Source organism: Paenibacillus sp. FSL R7-0204, from assembly GCF_038002225.1.
In the GTDB taxonomy this organism is placed as follows: domain Bacteria; phylum Bacillota; class Bacilli; order Paenibacillales; family Paenibacillaceae; genus Paenibacillus_AQ.
On sequence record NZ_JBBOCA010000001.1, the window covers coordinates 5,487,037 to 5,504,437 of the forward strand.

General features: G+C 53.9%; 2 protein-coding genes. Both read right to left on the reverse strand.

Going from position 1 to position 17,401, the window contains the following annotated elements:
* Positions 1 to 47: 47 nt before the first annotated feature.
* Complete coding sequence (locus MKX42_RS24170; protein ID WP_340755203.1) at positions 48 to 9,698, reverse strand: S-layer homology domain-containing protein; 9,651 nt, start codon at positions 9,696 to 9,698, stop codon at positions 48 to 50.
* 46 nt (positions 9,699 to 9,744) lie between these two features.
* On the reverse strand, positions 9,745 to 17,397 hold the full coding sequence (locus MKX42_RS24175) for an S-layer homology domain-containing protein (RefSeq protein WP_340755205.1): 7,653 nt from the start codon (positions 17,395 to 17,397) through the stop codon (positions 9,745 to 9,747).
* Positions 17,398 to 17,401: the final 4 nt, after the last annotated feature.

Here is a 17,401-nt window from a genome sequence, read left to right on the forward strand (position 1 = left end):
CTCTCTGATTCAGTAAAAATCTCTGTTTGTAATTGTAATTAATTTCTTCACATCAGCCCTGAGAGCCTCATCAGCTTCTCAATAATAGTCACTGCCTCGGCTCTGGTTGTCCGATCAGCTGGAGCCAGCTGCGTAGCGCTTCTTCCAGATACGATTCCTGCATTGAGAGCTGCCGCAAAGCTGTTCTTGGCGAACTCGGCAATACTTCCAGCATCGGTAAAATTCTTCAGCAGCTGTTCATCACTAGCATCCGTAATCTCGGTTTGCATACCTGTGAGCTTCATGGCTCTGAATAGAATCACCATCATTTGCTGGCGGGTAATGGGCTCCTGTGCACCAAAGCTGCCGTCCGGGTAACCGGATACCAAGGCGTACTCAGATGCAGTTTCAACATAAGATGCGTACCAGGCTCCAGCACTCACATCACTGAAGTGCTTGGCGTCTTCTGCACTATTTCCGCCAAGACCCAGTGCCTTCACAATCATAGCAGAGAATTCAGCTCTGGTGATGCTGCGATTCGGTTCAAAGCTCGCTTCACCTACACCGCTCACAATCCACCGGCGGGTCAGATCTGCAATGGCTGCCCGTGCCCAATGCGACTCCACATCGCGGAAAGGGGTTTCTGTCCGGGCCGTGACTACGCCAACCATGCCGCTTCCAGACAAGCTCTTGATCACTGCCGCCATAGTTCCGGCATCACCAGTGATTCGGGTTGGCAGCGGGTTGACACTTCCATCAGCCGCAACGCTCACCCCGATTGCTTTTGAGCTATCCACTGTCTGAGGTAAAGTAATCGTCCGTTCCACGTAAGCGTTCAAACGATTAATCTCCTTCTTCTGATCTCCATAGGTATAAACGGCGCGGAATACCATTGGCTTCACAAGGAAGGAATACAGACCGGCTTCACTTACTTGCTCTACAAGCTTCGTCTCCTGTTCATCCGTTGAGGCAATCTCAAGATTCAAGACCGCTTGCTCCGCTGCCGATTCATCCAGTAGCACAGCCGGAACACTGTAGACCACCATTCCGTTATCTACCCGGATCACCGATTGATGCTTGGCCATCAGCTTAACCAGCTTGCCAGTCAGCTCCACTTTGTTCACATCAGCATTCTTTTTGAAGAAGAATGTAATTTCTGCTGAACCTTCTGTATCCAGAAGCAGCTTTGTAAGAGCGGCCTCATCAACCACAATGGTAGTGGTTACTCTGCCGTTCTCAGTTGCGTCATTGGCTTGAGCGACAGATTTGGCTATCCCGTTCACCAGGATGTCGAAAGGAGGAGCCTCACTCGGCGCTGTATTAACTCCACTACCCGGATTTCCTCCACTGCCACCGCCACCACTGTTGCCACTGTTGCCACTGTTGCCACTGTTGCCGGAATCCGGTGCTTTTGTTTTTGTGAACTCCGCAATAAGCAGCCTACTGTCATTCTTGCCCTCTACCACCGTTATCGCCTTGATTACAGCGGAGTCGCTGAGCCGGACAGGTGCCTTGTACAACGGCGACACCTCAGAAGGCGCCGAACCATCCATTGTGTAATGGATCTGGCCGTCTGCTTCAGTGCTGATCAGCACCACCTCTGTCTTATCCTTAAACTCAAGCGCCGTAGAGCTTGTCGGTGCAGCCGCTGTTTCAGTGTAAGCCAGCGGTATTCTGTTAATAACAATATAACGACTCTGGCCATCCTTCGTTGCAGTCAATTGAATCGGGCCTGCTTCGCCCTGGGCCGTCCAGCGAATGGCAGCATCAGAAGTAGTGGTGTAGCTTCCGCTCACTTTAAACGCCGTATCCCCATCCTTCAATACAACTGCAACGGTGGACAGATCGCTGTCCAGAGAACCGGAGAAATACGCAAGTTGCGGATAGAACCCCTGAACTGCTCTCCATACAGAAGTGCCCAACCCCGTTGGCAGCGTCCCCCCTGTCAGCAGTGAGGTGCCTATTCCCTCCGCTTGCCCCTTCACTCCTATGATCTTGCTTCCCTCCGGAGTGTAATAGGCAGCCGGAATCTGAAGCATTTGTGCATCAAAGAAATTGTGGAGCAGAGTCATTGCGGCTCCGGTCTGGCCGGCGATACCACCGGCGAAGGTTTTGCCCTTAACCAGCTTGCCGTTGACATTGGCCGCAATCTGTCCGCCATTGACAGATCCGTTAATCGTGCCTGCCTCTGCATACCCGGCGATGCCGCCCGCCCGGGCAGTTTCTTTTCCGGCAGCTTCTACGGTTCCTGTGTTATAGCTATCAGCAATGATACCTGAGCTATCTCCGGTGACGCCTCCCGAGCTTGCATGCTTTGCATTCACGGTAACATCGGAGTAAGAGAAGCTTACTTTAATAGAGCCCTCAGCTTCATTCTGCCCGGCAACCCCACCAGCGATGCTAGTTCCGTCAGGATCGGAAGCATTGACAACAGCTTTTGTATAGGAGGACTCAACACTTCCCTCGTTACGTCCTGTGATGCCTCCCGCTATAGAAGAGGAAGTGATGTCCGTCAGACCTTTTACAGCAGCATCTTTGATCTGCCCATTATTGCTGCCTGCGGCTCCGCCGGCATTAGATGTGCCCGCAGCCTTCAGGTTCTCTACAATAATGCCGGTTAGCAGTCCCTCATTAACACCGGCTATACCTCCGGCCACCTTACCCGATACGCTGCCGCCGCTTACGGCCACATTCTTAATCATTCCCTGCGGATGGTTCACACCAGCAGCTGCGCCTGCACTAATCGCTCCGGATAATATGACATCCTGTAGCTTCAAATTCATGATACTGCCGTAATTCTCAGCGATTAGACCAGCGTGTTTCAAGACTTCAGCATGATAATTCAAGCCTGAGATAACATGCTCTTGGCCATCCAGTACACCCTTGAAGCTTGCCACAGGCAGCCACGGCTTACCAGCCAGCGAAATATCTGCAGTCAGGGTGATGCGATCAATCTCCGTTAATGCTTCTGCTCCAGGATCAAACAGTGCATACACAGACTCTCCTTCATCGTATAGAAGCGCTAGTCCCGCCAGCTCCTCGGCAGTCCCTGCCGAAAATGCAGTCTGATTCTTGCCGGCACGGGTAAGCATATGCAGATCAGGCGAGAACCGCCAGTCCGACATATCCATGAGCTCCGGAGCACTCTGCTGCACTCCATAGGCAAAGCCCCATACCGGCTGACTGCCCGAGAAATCCCAGCCCTCCAGCTGACGATATCCGGCAAGCGGCAACTCTTTCAGATGATTGTTCTGCCCGTCGTTGCTTGCATCGTGTCCGATAGGGGACAGTTTTCCTTCATAATAAGAATTCTCTATGAGACCGTTCCGGAAATTATAGCCGATAAAAGCTCCCATGTAGGAGTTGGAACCGCCAGCAATAGCTGAAACCACGGACACCCGTTCATACACCCGCGCCAGGCTGCCATCATTGTATCCGGCAAAGCCGCCAGCGTAGGATCGGGTTGCCCCATTGCTTCCGGCAACATTGACCTGTTCCTGGGCAGCATAAGCATCTTCGATTTCGCTCCCAGGATAAATAACTCCGGCAAAACCGCCGCCTCTGGCATCAAAGGCCGTGTTAGACACATTTCCCGAGGCGTAGGCCCGTTCAATACGATACTGATTGACCGTGCCGGCGAAGCCGCCAGTGTAGACCCCAGCCGCCCCGCTCACTGTAACCCGGCCTGATGCTTTTGCCAATGAAACCCTGCCGCTTCTACTCTCTCCCAAGAGACCGGCAAAGCCGCCGGCGTAGATGGTGATATACGGATTAGCACTGTCCATCTGAATATCCGGAGTAGCCGAAGAAGCGTAAATATCCGTACCGTCCGCCAGTCCAATGAATCCGCCGATATGAGCAGCCGCTTCCGTTCTTCCGGCTGCGACGCTCTCCCCAATAACAATCGCCCTGTGATCTGGCGCTTCTGCATGAGCATAGGAAATGCTGCCACCGGACGACTGTCCCACCAGGCCCCCTACATTATAGTTTGTGCTATCTTCTGCCTGCATACGGCTTCCGGTGTCAATTCCGGCTAGCCGGCTGTCCTTGACATAGCCGACTGCACCGCCAGCCGCTACAGTCTTCGCTCCACTCAGTTCAAGAGAAACTGAGGAGGAAGAATTATACAGAGAGACAGAGTCCAGCTTACCGGCAATGCCGCCGGCATACAGCTCTGCCTTCTGACCTGCCGCGTCAATGGCAATTGTACCTGAAGTAAGCTTCGCTTCATATATACCCGGATACAGCGGCACCAGTAGTCCGAAATCCAAAGGAGTGTCTCTCTTCGATGATTCCATTGTTCCGGCAACACCCCCGGCTACAAGTACACCAGACGACGCACTGGCCTTAATCTGAGGTGATGATTCCATCTTGTACAGAATAGAGTCCTTCGCCTGACCGGTAATACCGCCAGCTATAGCCCCGTTGCCTGTTGCCAGGAGGGTTCCGCTGAACACCGCCCCCTTCAGCGCGGCATCGGTCAGCTTGCCGGCAATACCGCCCACAATTCCGCCTTCACTCGGAGAGGTTATCGTCACATCCTGAACTTCTACCGTCTCTATTTCAAACGTATTGTTGCCAAGTCCGGCTTTAACACCGGCGATACCGCCGGCTGCCGCACTTGCCGCGATGACTGCACCTGGAGCCTGGTCACCTTGCACTTTGGCATTACGGATCACATGTCCTGTTGCCGAGCGGCCAAATACTCCTCCGGCAACGGAACCCTCAGCAAGGGCCTGCACTTTTCCACCCGCCAGGTTGATGCTGAGGCCATCTGCTGTCCCCGATTCTGCCACACCAGCCAGACCACCGGCAGCGCTGTCCTCGCCTATCGCCATGATTCCCCCGCCATCCTGTACGAGAAGGGATAGTGTGGCCAGGTTACCATTCATTCGCCCTGCCAGACCGCCCACAGCCGCATTGTCGCCTGTTGCTTCAATGTTTCCTGCCGCCAATTTCAGGCTGCTGTCGTCCAAGCTGGAGAGGTTATCGCCGATCAGTCCGCCAACATATGCGCCGCTCTCGGCACTGGACACCTTGCTTCCTCCACTGACCGTCATCGACAAACCGGAGACCTGACCTTCATTGCCTCCAATAAGACCTCCGGCTGCCGTCCCACCGTTAATCTCCGCGCCGCCTAACAGGCTTCCCTCCGCCTGTTCGACTTTACCGAGATTGAGTCCCGCCAAAGCTCCAGCATAGCTGCTGCCGGTTATTGAAAGGGGGGCTACTGAGACTTGCCGGACAACAGCTTCGCTGCCGATGACGCCGAATAATCCAGCATAATCTCCTTTGGTAACCTTGAAATCACTAATTAAGTTATGATTGCCGTTAAACGTTCCTTCAAAAGCATGGTTGACATCCGCCCCGATAGGCGTCCACCGCGAGGCTCTAATGCTAACAGGTCCCACCACGTTTATCGTTCTGCCGATGAAATTGAACGTTTCGACTGCTGCTGCCTTACCGTTTACAATCGCCGCCAGTCCCGCCAGCTCATCTCCCGTCTTGATGGTAAACCGCAGTGCATCAGGATTCTGAGTATACCAGTTCAAATTCATGCTGGTAGAATCATTTCCTTCATCGTCTGCGTCAGCGCTCAGGCTCAGCTCCGGGTACTTGTAATTTGCACCAGTTAAGCTATACCGCCACGGTGAACTGCCGAATGTCCAGCCGGATAGAGCAGGAAATGCTGTACGGTTAGCAAGCGCCGAAGAAAGAATCGGACTTAGACGGGCATAATTGTTCAATTCATTGAAGGTACCGCCGCCAAAATCTAAGACTCCCCTGTTGATCGACAAGCTCTCATCCTTAACATAGTAGGTATCCTGAATGAGCTTCTTGTTGGTGCTGGCGTAGTAGCCTGCAAAGCCCCCGGGATACGCGCCTTTGTCTCCGGTGATTCGTCCGGCAGAGTAGCTGCTTGCTACCGTTCCTGTTGTTATCCGTCCGATCAGACCACCGCTGTACGAGCCCTTTCCGCTGGCCGACACATCCTTGCCCGCGTATGAATCGACGATGGAACCCGAATGTTCGCCGATCAGACCGCCTACATATATATAGGCCCCGTTGCCCGTTACTTTAGACATGGTAAAGCTCTTCTCCACGCTTCCGCTGTTTCTGCCGATCAGACCGCCCAGAAGGGCGTAGCTGCCCGCTGTACCGGCAAGAACGCTATTCAGATCAGTTTCGAAATAGGAGGAGACGACCCGGCCAGTGTTCTCTCCGATCAGTCCTCCGGTAACACTAGATATGCCGCCGGAAGAAAGAACCGCATTGGAAGACATGTAATAGATCGTTCCGGTATTTCTGCCGGCCAGACCACCAATCAGACCGTTGCCGCCGTCAGATAGAACGGGAAGCTGACTACCCAAGCTGTTCTTGGCTATGAAGCCCCGGTTCTCGCCGACGAGCCCCCCCGTCACTGAAGAAGCTCCATGTACCGTGATGCTCCCGCTCAGCTTGCTGCTTTGAATGGAGCTGATTGAAGAAGCAGCAGCCACTGCAGGATCTTCATCGCTTCTGACATCATTCAAGCCGACCAAGCCACCCGTAATTGAGGAAGAGGCTGAAGACGACAGCACCATCGACAGAGCACTCATCAGGTTATCCTTGAGCACTCTGGAAGCTCCCGGGTCATTATAACCGGCAACGCCACGATTATAGCCGGCAACTCCGCCTGTGGTTGTTCCGGCTCCTTTTAAAGTAAGCTTGACAGTAGAACCCGACACCTGCCCAATCGAACTCGCGATGTTGTATCCAACAATGCCGCCTGCATACAGCCCGGTTGCCGTTTCCGTCCCGGTCAGAAGAAGATTCTCAGCCGCTGGAGCCGCCGCGCCGCCGCCGGTGAGAACAGAATTCTCAGCCCGTCCGGCCAAGCCCCCGGCCTGAACCCCGCTGCCGGACACATTCAGCACGGCATAGTCCGGGAGAACCCCCCTGACAACGGATTGTTCAATTTCACCGCCGGTAATCTGGCCGACCAGACCACCGATCCTGCTGCCATCACCCCGTGCATTCAGCACCGGACTCTCCACAACCACCCGACGAACCGGGGAAGCATTACCATCGCCCACAATTCCGCCTATCCGTGAACCGCTGGCAGATTTCGCAGTGGTAACGCTCAGACCCGATACATTACTGTCTGTTCCATTCCCGCTCACATTGGCCCCCGCGCCGGTTGCTCCGGCAACTCCGCCCACAGCGGTGTCTGTGCCTTCTGCGGACAGCCGCAATTGGCCGATCCCCGGAGCAACAACAGGGTTAATGATGGCAGCCGATGTAAATCCAGCCACGCCGCCTATCCGGCTGGAATTGCCGCTGGCCGTGATAGTTAGGTCCATCGCAGTTATTCCTGCCAGCCGGCCGCTGTTGCTGCCGACAATCCCGCCCAGGTCCGAATGATCCCCCTGAGCATGGATTGAAATCCCGGATACCGCCTGCAAGGCATCGGAATCAAGCTCCATGCCGCCCTCGCCCATTACACCTCCGATTACATTGCTTGCAGCAGCTGAAGCAATCTTTATATTCCGGACGACAATGGGTACTCCATGCACACTTGCCGTGGCTTGTGAAGAAATCTTACCCGCCAGTCCGCCTAGTCTGGAGCGGAGGGCATGCGAATCTGCGGACAGGCTGATTCTGTTGACTGCTGCTGTACCCATCACTAAAGTACCCCGGCCATCGCCAACGATTCCACCCGCCGCAGAATCGGCTGCTGCCGTGATGATACGCAGACTGTCAGTATCTTGCGAATTGGCATCGCCTATGTGCGCATCCGTGATCCGTCCGAGAGCCGTGCCCGCGATACCGCCCGCTGACCCTCCAGCTCCTGAGATGCTGACCTCTGTATACTTAACTGCTGCGGACTGAATGCTGCTGTCCGCATATCCGGCCACGCCGCCGGCATTGCCGCTCGACTGGATCAGAGCCGGAGCCTTCGCCGTGCCGCCCACTGCCGCACCAGCGATCACACCACCGCCCGTCATATACCCGGCCACACCGCCGGTATATACACCCGCGCCTCCGGCCGCCTTAATCCCGCCGGTGAATACAGTACTTTCGATTACACCACCCAGCCCGTAGTATCCTACAATGCCGCCGGTATACACCTGACTGTCGGCGCCGGGGACTATGGAATCCACAGTAATGTTACCGCCATAGGATTCACCAGCTATTCCCGAGTCACCATCCAACGCTTTTCCGACAAAACCGCCGGTATACATTCTGCTGGCTGCTGTAACCTCAATATCTCCTTCGCTGTAGACATTGCCCGCCGCCTTATGATAGTTACGGTTACCAATAATCCCTCCGGTGTGCACATCGGAGGCCGTGCCCGTTACAGTTATATGTCCGGTATTGCCATATGCTTCAGCTGTATTGCTGTGGAACAGAAGGCGATGGCCTGCGAAGCCTACCAATCCTCCTGTATACACCCCGTTGCCTGAAGCTTCGACCTGAATCGCCGCCTGATTCCTGGCGCCTGCCTGGAATGCAGTGCTCCCTTCCACCTTGCCGGCTATGGCTCCGGTGTATACCTCCGACGAGCCGACGGAAGTTACAGGCGTATTGTTAAGTATGCTGTTCCCCCAGGTGAAATCGCCAGCCACACTGCCGACAATACTGCCGGTGTATGTCCGCTGGCCTGCCTTATTGGTTATGGCAGGTGCAGTCTGCACAAAGGGGATAGATACGTTCAGGCCCCCGGAATTCTCGTATGCACCAACCAAACCGCCAGCTGCTACACCCGCAGTCGCGGCTCTGGAATTCACGAGAATCTCTCCAGAGTTCGAGGTCTGTGTGGAGAAGGTGACGAAGGCATCCGCCCCCACCCGGCCCATAATCCCGCCGGCTGAACCGCTCCCTATATCTGTTAGCATAATCCGTCCGCTGTTGCGCATGAAGGTCTCTTCGTCAGCCATGAGCAGCGGCGCGGACGCCAAGCCGACGATCCCGCCTGCATCAGCTTGGTATACACTTCCGGTGACGCTTATCGGACCGGTGTTCTCGCTCTTCTTCAGCGTCAGACTGCCGTTGGTTACAGCCGCAACGCCTCCAGCCATGCCCCAATGCGCACCGCTGAGCGCGATACTGCCGTGATTGGCTACATTAGACAGCATCCCCGAGCCGCTGCCGACGATTCCACCGGCATACACATTCCCGGTGACTGTTCCTGCGACCTGAATAGAAACTTCGCTGGTCACGTCCAGGATCATGCTGTCTTCATCCATATAACCAGCGACTCCACCTACAGCTACATCGCCGGAGACCGTAGTCTGAATGCTGCCCGACAGCGTAAACCGGCCGACTGTGGCTCCGCTCATACGGCCAACCAGCCCTCCATACACACTGTCCGTAACTCTCAGACCCGTCAGCTCCGGGCTATGCCCGGCCTGACCGATAAGAATTCCTCTGAATGGATGCTCTCCGGTGCCAATTGGCATCCACTCGTAGTCAGCAAGTGACAGGGGACTGGAGACTGCAATTTGCAGTGTTTTGCCTTTGAAATCGGTAGTTCCGTCATTGACCAGCTTGGCAACTCCCGCCAGCTTGGCCGCGGAATCGATGATATACGTAGAATAATTGGTTTCATACCAACTTGTATCTGCATGGTCGCTCCAGCTTCCGCCGCTGGCCTCCGCCGGTTTCCCGGCAGGCAGCAGGGGAATCAGCAGCAGCGCACAGCATAACAGCTTGATCCATTTTTTTGAGAATAACATAGGTCACCTTCCTGCTCTCTGAATAGTATTGCCTCTCCCGCACTCCTTACGGATTGCCTACGGGCACCAGATCACTCAGTCTGATTGCAATAGCCGCGGCCTGGGCACGGGTAAGCTCGCCGCCTGGAAGAAGGAAACTGTCCTGTCCTGAGATCAGGTTCTGCTTGACACATAGGGCAACTGCAGCTCTTGCCCAATCCGGAATAGCATCCGCATCCTTGAACTTCGCCAGAATAGCATCAGCCTCCGCCTTCGTGATCTGCTCGTTCAGCCCAAGCAGCTTCACGGCCCGGCCGGCTATGACCATGGCCGACAGACGGGAAATCTCCTCATTCGGGTGGAACGTCCCATCCGCGAAGCCGGTAACCAGCCCGTTCTTGACGGCAATGGATAAAGCCCGGCTATACCAGCTATCCGCCTTCACATCAGCAAAAGCAACCTGCTCCTGCTGGTTCATTAGCCCAAGCACCCGAAGTAATACTGCAGGATACTCTGCACGGGTAATTCTGCTGTTTGGCTCAAACCGGTCCACAGAGCGGCCCTGCATGAACAGCTTTGCGGCCGCATCCTGAACGGCCTCCTTAGCCCAGTGGGAGTCGCTCACGTCAGTGAAGGCAGGATGCTTGCTGATAAAGCCAATACTTCCGTTCCCGGTTAAGGTCAGAGTAACAAATACCTTGTTGCTGATAATATCCAGGGACCAAGGCACCGTAGTCCAGCTGCCCTTGCTGTCACGCAGCACTACTGCTGTAATGTCTTTTGCCGCTATCGTCTCTGGCAAAGCTACCTTCGCTGCAACCGAACGGTTCTTGTAAATACCTGTCTCCTGAATGTCAAGGGTGACACCCTCACCGTCGCCCAGCAGCTTAGCGTTCAATGTCTTGGCGATTTTCGCCAACTCGGTCTTCTGGCTGCTGCTGTTCTTGTCGATGGCAATCTTCAGATCTTCGCCGGTTGTTAACGCCGCACCGGAAGGGAAGGACAACTCTGCAAAAGGCAGAACCATCCGTATCCATTGCCCGCGCTTCGCCGCCTGTGCCAGCATTTGGCGATCCATAGCGAATTCATATCCGCTGACCGCTTCATCTTTGCCTTCAATCAGCAGCGTCTTCGATGAGCTGTCACTATTGTCTGTGATTCTGGCAAACAGACGGTTATCCCGTTTTTCGGCCTGAACTGAAGTGCCTCCTACGAGAACGCCGGAATTACTGCCGCTTTCGATACCGCCGCTGGCCGCACTTCCACCGCCTGCGCCGCCACCACCGCCGGCACTTCCGCCACCGCCAGTTCCGCTGCCACTATCTGACCACAGCACCGCCGGCATTAAGGCAGAGACCGCCAGGGCCTGCTTACCGCCGTCCGGGAGCTTGGCAACAGCTATACGGTCACCGTTGATCACGGGAATCACACCATCCTCAGGAAGAAGTGTCCAGCTGCTTACATCATCTTTGTAGCGTGGAGCAGCCAAAGCAGTGTCTGCCGCAGGATATACCTTGTAGACCAGCTTGGCGTCGCTCATATCTCCTGCCGCCAACACATTGACTTTCGTGGATGTTGCTTTCCCGGTGACAGCCGAGGTATAAGCCTTGATCTCGGTTACTACATTGATTACGGTCATTCCTTGAAGCGAAGTGCTGTCCGACAGCTTATAGTCTGCGGCTACAATCGCTGAGCCTTCGGCCAGTCCCTTGACCCTGCCGTCCCCGGATACTTCGGCAGCTTCTCCTGTATACAGGGAGTAGGTCAGCTTCTCCAAATCACTGCCCTCAACAGGCACTTCCTTGTACTGTGCCTTGCTGTTAGCATCCTTGCCGTCAGGCACTCTCAGGAAGGCTTCCAGCTGCCGGCTATCTTTAACCCCAAGATTTGTCACTTTCCGAATAACCAACCCGACCGGCACCTGATATACGCCATTGGTCAGGACGACTGAGGCACTGTTACTGTTGCCTGCGCGGTCCACAGCCTCAAAGGATAAATCCAGCGTTGGTTCGCTTCCAGTGATGGTTACCTCACCGTCAAACCGTCCGTTTGTGCCTACTGACACAGGCTGTCCGTTCACCTTCAGCGCAGCATCATTGCTTGTCTGTCCGGAGACTCTGATCTTCCCGCCTGCTGTTCGTGTTCCTGGAAGCGGAGTATCAATGTACAGAACCGGATCGATAGTGTCTACGGTCAAATACAGCATCGTAATCGAGAAATCACCGGTCGTCTTGTTTCTCGTCCGTAGTTCCACAGCATAAGTGCCATCTGTAGTAAAGGTCGAGAAGTCCAGCGCTCCGGCACTGCCGTCTGCAAGCTCTACTGTGCCGAGCGACTTGCCGTCATAGCTCGCCTCTACCTCCACATTCTGCTGGTTGGAACTTAATTTAACGGTCTGTTTCTTGTCGCTGCTTAGCACCTCTGCATAAGCGGCGGTTGCCGTTCCCAGCCGGGTTGAACCAGAGCCCTGAATAGACAAGACAGGCTTGGCCGGAACCGGGAGCAGCGTGTTTACCGTATCCGTCCGCTTGGCATAATGCAGATTCTCATTCTTGTCTGCAGCCTTGTCCGGCTTTACAGCCGCAGATACGCCAACTGTATACTTCTCTCCAGCCTTCAGCCCCTTGTACTTAAGCGAATCATCGGCGACCGCCTTGCCCTCCAGGCTGGAATGATCCACCTGGCTAGTCTTAGAGGTTGGCGTCCAGCCGCCAAGCCGGATCCCCTCGTATTTACCGCTCTGCTCATTCCAGTACGGCTGTAACTCCTTCTCAGTGAACAGAAGGGAGCTGAAATTCTCATACTCTGTAAGCCGTCCGTCCTGCTGCTGAAGTACCTCTATGCTGTAGCTATGCTCATAACCGGTCTGTCCCGGCTTCTTCGCCGCTGGCTTGAAGGACAACTCGAAATATCCGTTACCCGCCGGTTTAATTTCTACGTCAGTAGACTCGGCAGGAGCAAGCGGGTCGACCAGTCTGAACTTGTCAGCGCTCGTCTTCGTACCAAAGCTGGTCGACGAATGAAGTTCTGCCCGCAGATAATAATCTCCCTGGGCCATCAGGCCTCTGATATCTTCGGTTGCTCCAAGTAACGAGACTTGAGTAGCGTCAATCCGTGTGCTGCCCGAAGTGAAGCCGCCGGATGTCCCGCCTCCTTGATCTACCTTCAGATCCTTAGCAATCAGCACGCCGGCATCTCCTGGCGCTGTAATCGCTCCGTCCGAGGATACGGGAGGCAGCACTGCATCCTTCGTCAAATATAGGTTGATCGTATCGTCCGGCTTGGCACTGGATACCTTCCAGGAAGCGGTGAAGGCATTCGCGTCTGCACTGTCCTGATCCAGTTTGACCTCATCCAGCTTGGACACCTCGGGGATATTGAACAACCGCGTGTCTACCGTCTGATCCACGTACAGCTTCCACGTCCCGCTGCCGGCCCGGCTGGCAGGAATGGCAATATAGGCTTTACGGACCGTTTCGTTCTGCCCTGCAATTTCCTGTGTAAATGTATTAGCGTTCGGATCATTCGCTTTGCGCTCGTCGAACACGATCTTATAATCGCGGCTGTTATTATCCTTCAGTACAAGCTGCGGCATAGAATTACCGTAATACTGTACTTCCAGAATGGCGTTGCCGCTTACTGCCGACATCGGAATTTCGTGAAGCTTACCATCGTCGGTTACCTTGATGCCGCCGATACCCACATCCAGTGTTCCGTTGTCAAGAAGACTCACGCCATCAGCGACACTATGATACTCTATCTCATGCTGCATATTTTCCTTCGTTACCCATGACGTAGCTACGGCCTCTGCTCCCTGGCCGAATACGACCAGCTTAGGTCCGGTTTCCGGGTCCTGAACCTGCAAGTAGAGTAATCCGTCCGGAAGCTTCTCACCGGAGGTGCCGAATTCAATATCGCCGTCAAAATAATAAGTTACACCTAGACTGATGAAGAGTATAGCGAAGCTTCCCCACATTTTGTCATTGTTGACACCCAGTGATACACCGGCAAGCGGCATTCCTCCAACCATGGGCACATCAGATGGAATCTGTAGCTTCGCCCCTACGAAGCCTTCAAAGTCAATCCGGTTCTTGATCAGATTCTCCCCCACGAATAGTGAGGCTTTGCCGATAATCACATCCCAGCCAAGAACGTCTACCGTTGCGGAGGCGCTGACGAACCACGGCGTCATCCACTGGGCTGCGATCTTGGCTTCGGTCAGCATAGCCAGCTTCTCTGATTCAGGTGAAGCGCTGTAGTCCATTTTGCCGACCAGCTTGATTCCTGACTTCTTAAGCGTCATGTCTATACTGCCGTAGAAGGTGGCCGGCTGTACACCGAAAGTGATATCCGCACCGGCCTCAAGCGTCAGCGGCACATCGCCTTCTCCGGCAATCGTATCCGCCAGCTCACGGATGGCCCCACGTATGCCGGTCAGATAGGTTGCGCCTGTAATTAGAACGCCCGGATCGCCCAGTTCCGCCTTGAAGCCGATGGTATCAGGTAGAATCCGTTTATCCGCCACCTGCTTGAAGGCAAGCTCAACGCCAACACCTACGCTGCTAACGGTCGCATCGAACTTCAGGCCGTACGTATTGGACACACCCTGGGCTTCCTGAACATAATGGACGATCGTAATCTCCCCGGATGGCTTATCGCCCTCTTCCTCATCTCCCTCTTCCGATTTGGAGATCAGTCCGATATCCTCGTTCAGATCGAATTTCAGGCTCGTATCAATGCCTACAAAACCTTTATCGTTAAAAATAACATTCTTGATCTCCGAATCCAGAAGCTTCAAATTAATATCGCCGCTAAACGAAATGCCTCCAGGGCGCAGGATATAATCATTGAACTTCATGGCGAAGCCGTTAACGGAGAAGCTCGGAGCCGCGAACAGGCTTTGCCGGTTGAAGTATACATCCGGAATCATCAGCTGCCGCAGCGGATTCAGCCGCTCGCCGAGCGTACCGGTTGCCCAGGTAAGAGCACCGTTAAGCGAGTCGTCTTCCGCTCCTCCGCCCTCATCTTCTTTCTTCTGAGCGTCTTCCTCATCTGCTTCTCCTTCATCATCTCCGCTATCCTGGTCCTCTTCGGATGGGGTCAGAGACTTGCTGAAGCCGTTAAAGAAATCAAGCGTCCATTCCCCTTTGAAGAAGACGAAGCCGCTGCCCGCGACACTCAGCGTACCTTCACCTTTAACGCTCAAAGTATCGAAGAAGGGTGTACTGTCTGTGTCAATCGCCTGTTTAATGCTCAGTACATCGAGCTTGCCTTTTGCAAATACCATATCCTTGCCTTCGTAAGCCACTGCATTGTTGATAATGGCAGGCTCGCTCTTCGTATCCACCACATACTCGGCGTCTTCCCCTCTGCCGATCTGGTTAATCATCCCACGTATTTCCAGCAGCACCTCATCACCTGGCGCTTCCTCCTCATCACTGCCCGTACCGCTCTCCTCTTCTGCAAGACTCTCCTTGAATGCCTTCAGATCCTCTTCACTCTCGAAGGCCTCCAAATGGTAAGCAGGAGTCTCTTCCGCCTGGGCCAGATACTCCCCGCCGAATTCAGGATCTGTCACTTTAGCGCTTAGGACCATGGCATTCATGGCAGTAGCAAAGGCCGTCTTCATCCCTGCATATTCAGCCTGTCCAGGGAATGTGTATCCGGGGAACGCTTCTTTATAAGCTTCCTCCAGCTCACTCTTGTTGCTGTTGTCATACGGAGTCGTCAGGTCAAATGTTCGCTTGACGACAGCCAGAATACTCGCCTTTTTAATCCGAGCCTCCTCATTGTCACTCACCACAAACCGCTGAGTCGTGGTCAGATCATACAGACCGGCCGTATCCGCAGAGTCCTTATAGTCGATCTCGGCCTGATATTCACCCAGTGGCAGATCAGGTCCCAGGTCCTTCTGTTCCTTACCTGCATCATCCTTGAGGATGTTGCCGTCTCTATCCACTAATTCACCGGTACGGTAAGTGATTCGCATATCTCCTGCCAGCCCGTCATTTGCAGGCTGGAGAATAACCGACTGCTTAACCGGAACCTTGTAGCGGTTGCCAGTGGCGATTTCTTTGAGATAGAGATCGAAGTTGGGAGCCGTCGTCTCATTCCCGGTATTGTACGCTTCAATGTTGGACAAGCTCAGGGTAATATACTTTACATCTGAGGTATATACCTCTTGCGGCGACATCGCATACACATAGGTTGGTGTAGCTGTGCCGACAGGCGGGAGCAGGACAAAATTAGCCTTGCTCGACTTATACTGCGCCTTGACCGTTTCATCCTGGATGCTCTCTACCTTGGCTTCCGTCTCCGGACTGCTGACACTCAGCAGGTATTCCGGCGTTGTCGGCCAGGCCCGTCCCGTGGCAATAACCTTGAAGGAGGCCGTAACCGTCTCTCCAGGCTTGAACTTTGGCTGTATGCCTTGCTCGGCCTCCGCCGGTGTTGCTTCCTTGCGGAAAATGGCACTCTGGGAATTGCCGGTTCTGGTCATGATCTTCCCGTTCGCATCCCGCTTGATCTTGCCATTCGTATCCAACTCAACAAATTTGAGTGAATTATCAAGCTGCAGACTGACATTGATACTCGACTGCTCCGTATTGAAGGCTTCGAGATTTTCCACTTCGGCAGTGATATCAAAGATACCTTCGTTCTCGTAGCCGCTGCTGTCCTCCAGCGTCGCAAGCTGGTTCACCGGATCAATATAACGGATAGAGAATGCCTTGTCCGGCTGCACAATTTCCCCAAGGCCGTATACCGTTTCATAGCTGTGCTCAGCACCTGCCTTGATGGCGTCAGGGTTCCAATACAAAGCAACCGCTGAATCTGCCGTACCGTAATCGTTCGTGTCCGTCGTGAAATCCAGATTGGGATTAATCTCATAATCCCATTTGCTGTTAGCCATTTTGCTCCAGTGACCCACTACCATTTCATCCACGATATTCATATCGTTCTCAGAGAAATTGTTAAATCCGTAGGCCACTGCATGGGTTGCCAGTGGGTCGGTGCTGTCATATTTGTCCTTCATGACCCAATAAGCCGGCAGCGTATAGAGTGCTTTCTCGTCTTCGCCAATGCTTGAAGGAAGCTTATCCGCGTCTACCAGTCTCCGCTCTACCTGCAGAGGCGTTTTGTAGACCTTGCCCACTTGAAAGGCTGGTCCGTCGTTGCTGCCCACCATTGTATCCAGCAAAATCCGGGAACCGACCTCTACTGTGGCGTCCGTGTGATTGACAACCACATAGCTTACATTCACATTACCGGCATTCATGAGGTCCGATGTGTTCATATACAGCTTAATAATTTGTTTGATCTGAATGCCCTTAATCGTCCATACCGTTTCGATCTGCTTGGTTCCATCTGTGTTCTGCACAATATGGGGGGGACTGATCTCAGAAAAGAAATCTGCAGCGAACTTGTAAGGATTGCCGAAGATATAATCCGTTCCGTCAATCCGGAAGGTCGTGAAGGAGGTCTCCGGGTCATCCCCCTTGAACATCATATTAATATTCTGATCCTTCTTGCGGACCGGCTGGCCGTCTACTGTGCGGATGGCAAACCGACCTGTATCATTATTGACCGTTATCTTGACAAGGCCATTGCTCAGAACCGTTGTATCTGGTTTGCCGATGTCTTCTGCTAACGCCGAGACAGGTGAACCAAAGGCGAGGAGCACTACCAGTAGTACTGTGATCGCCTGCTTTAATCCTCTCATCAAT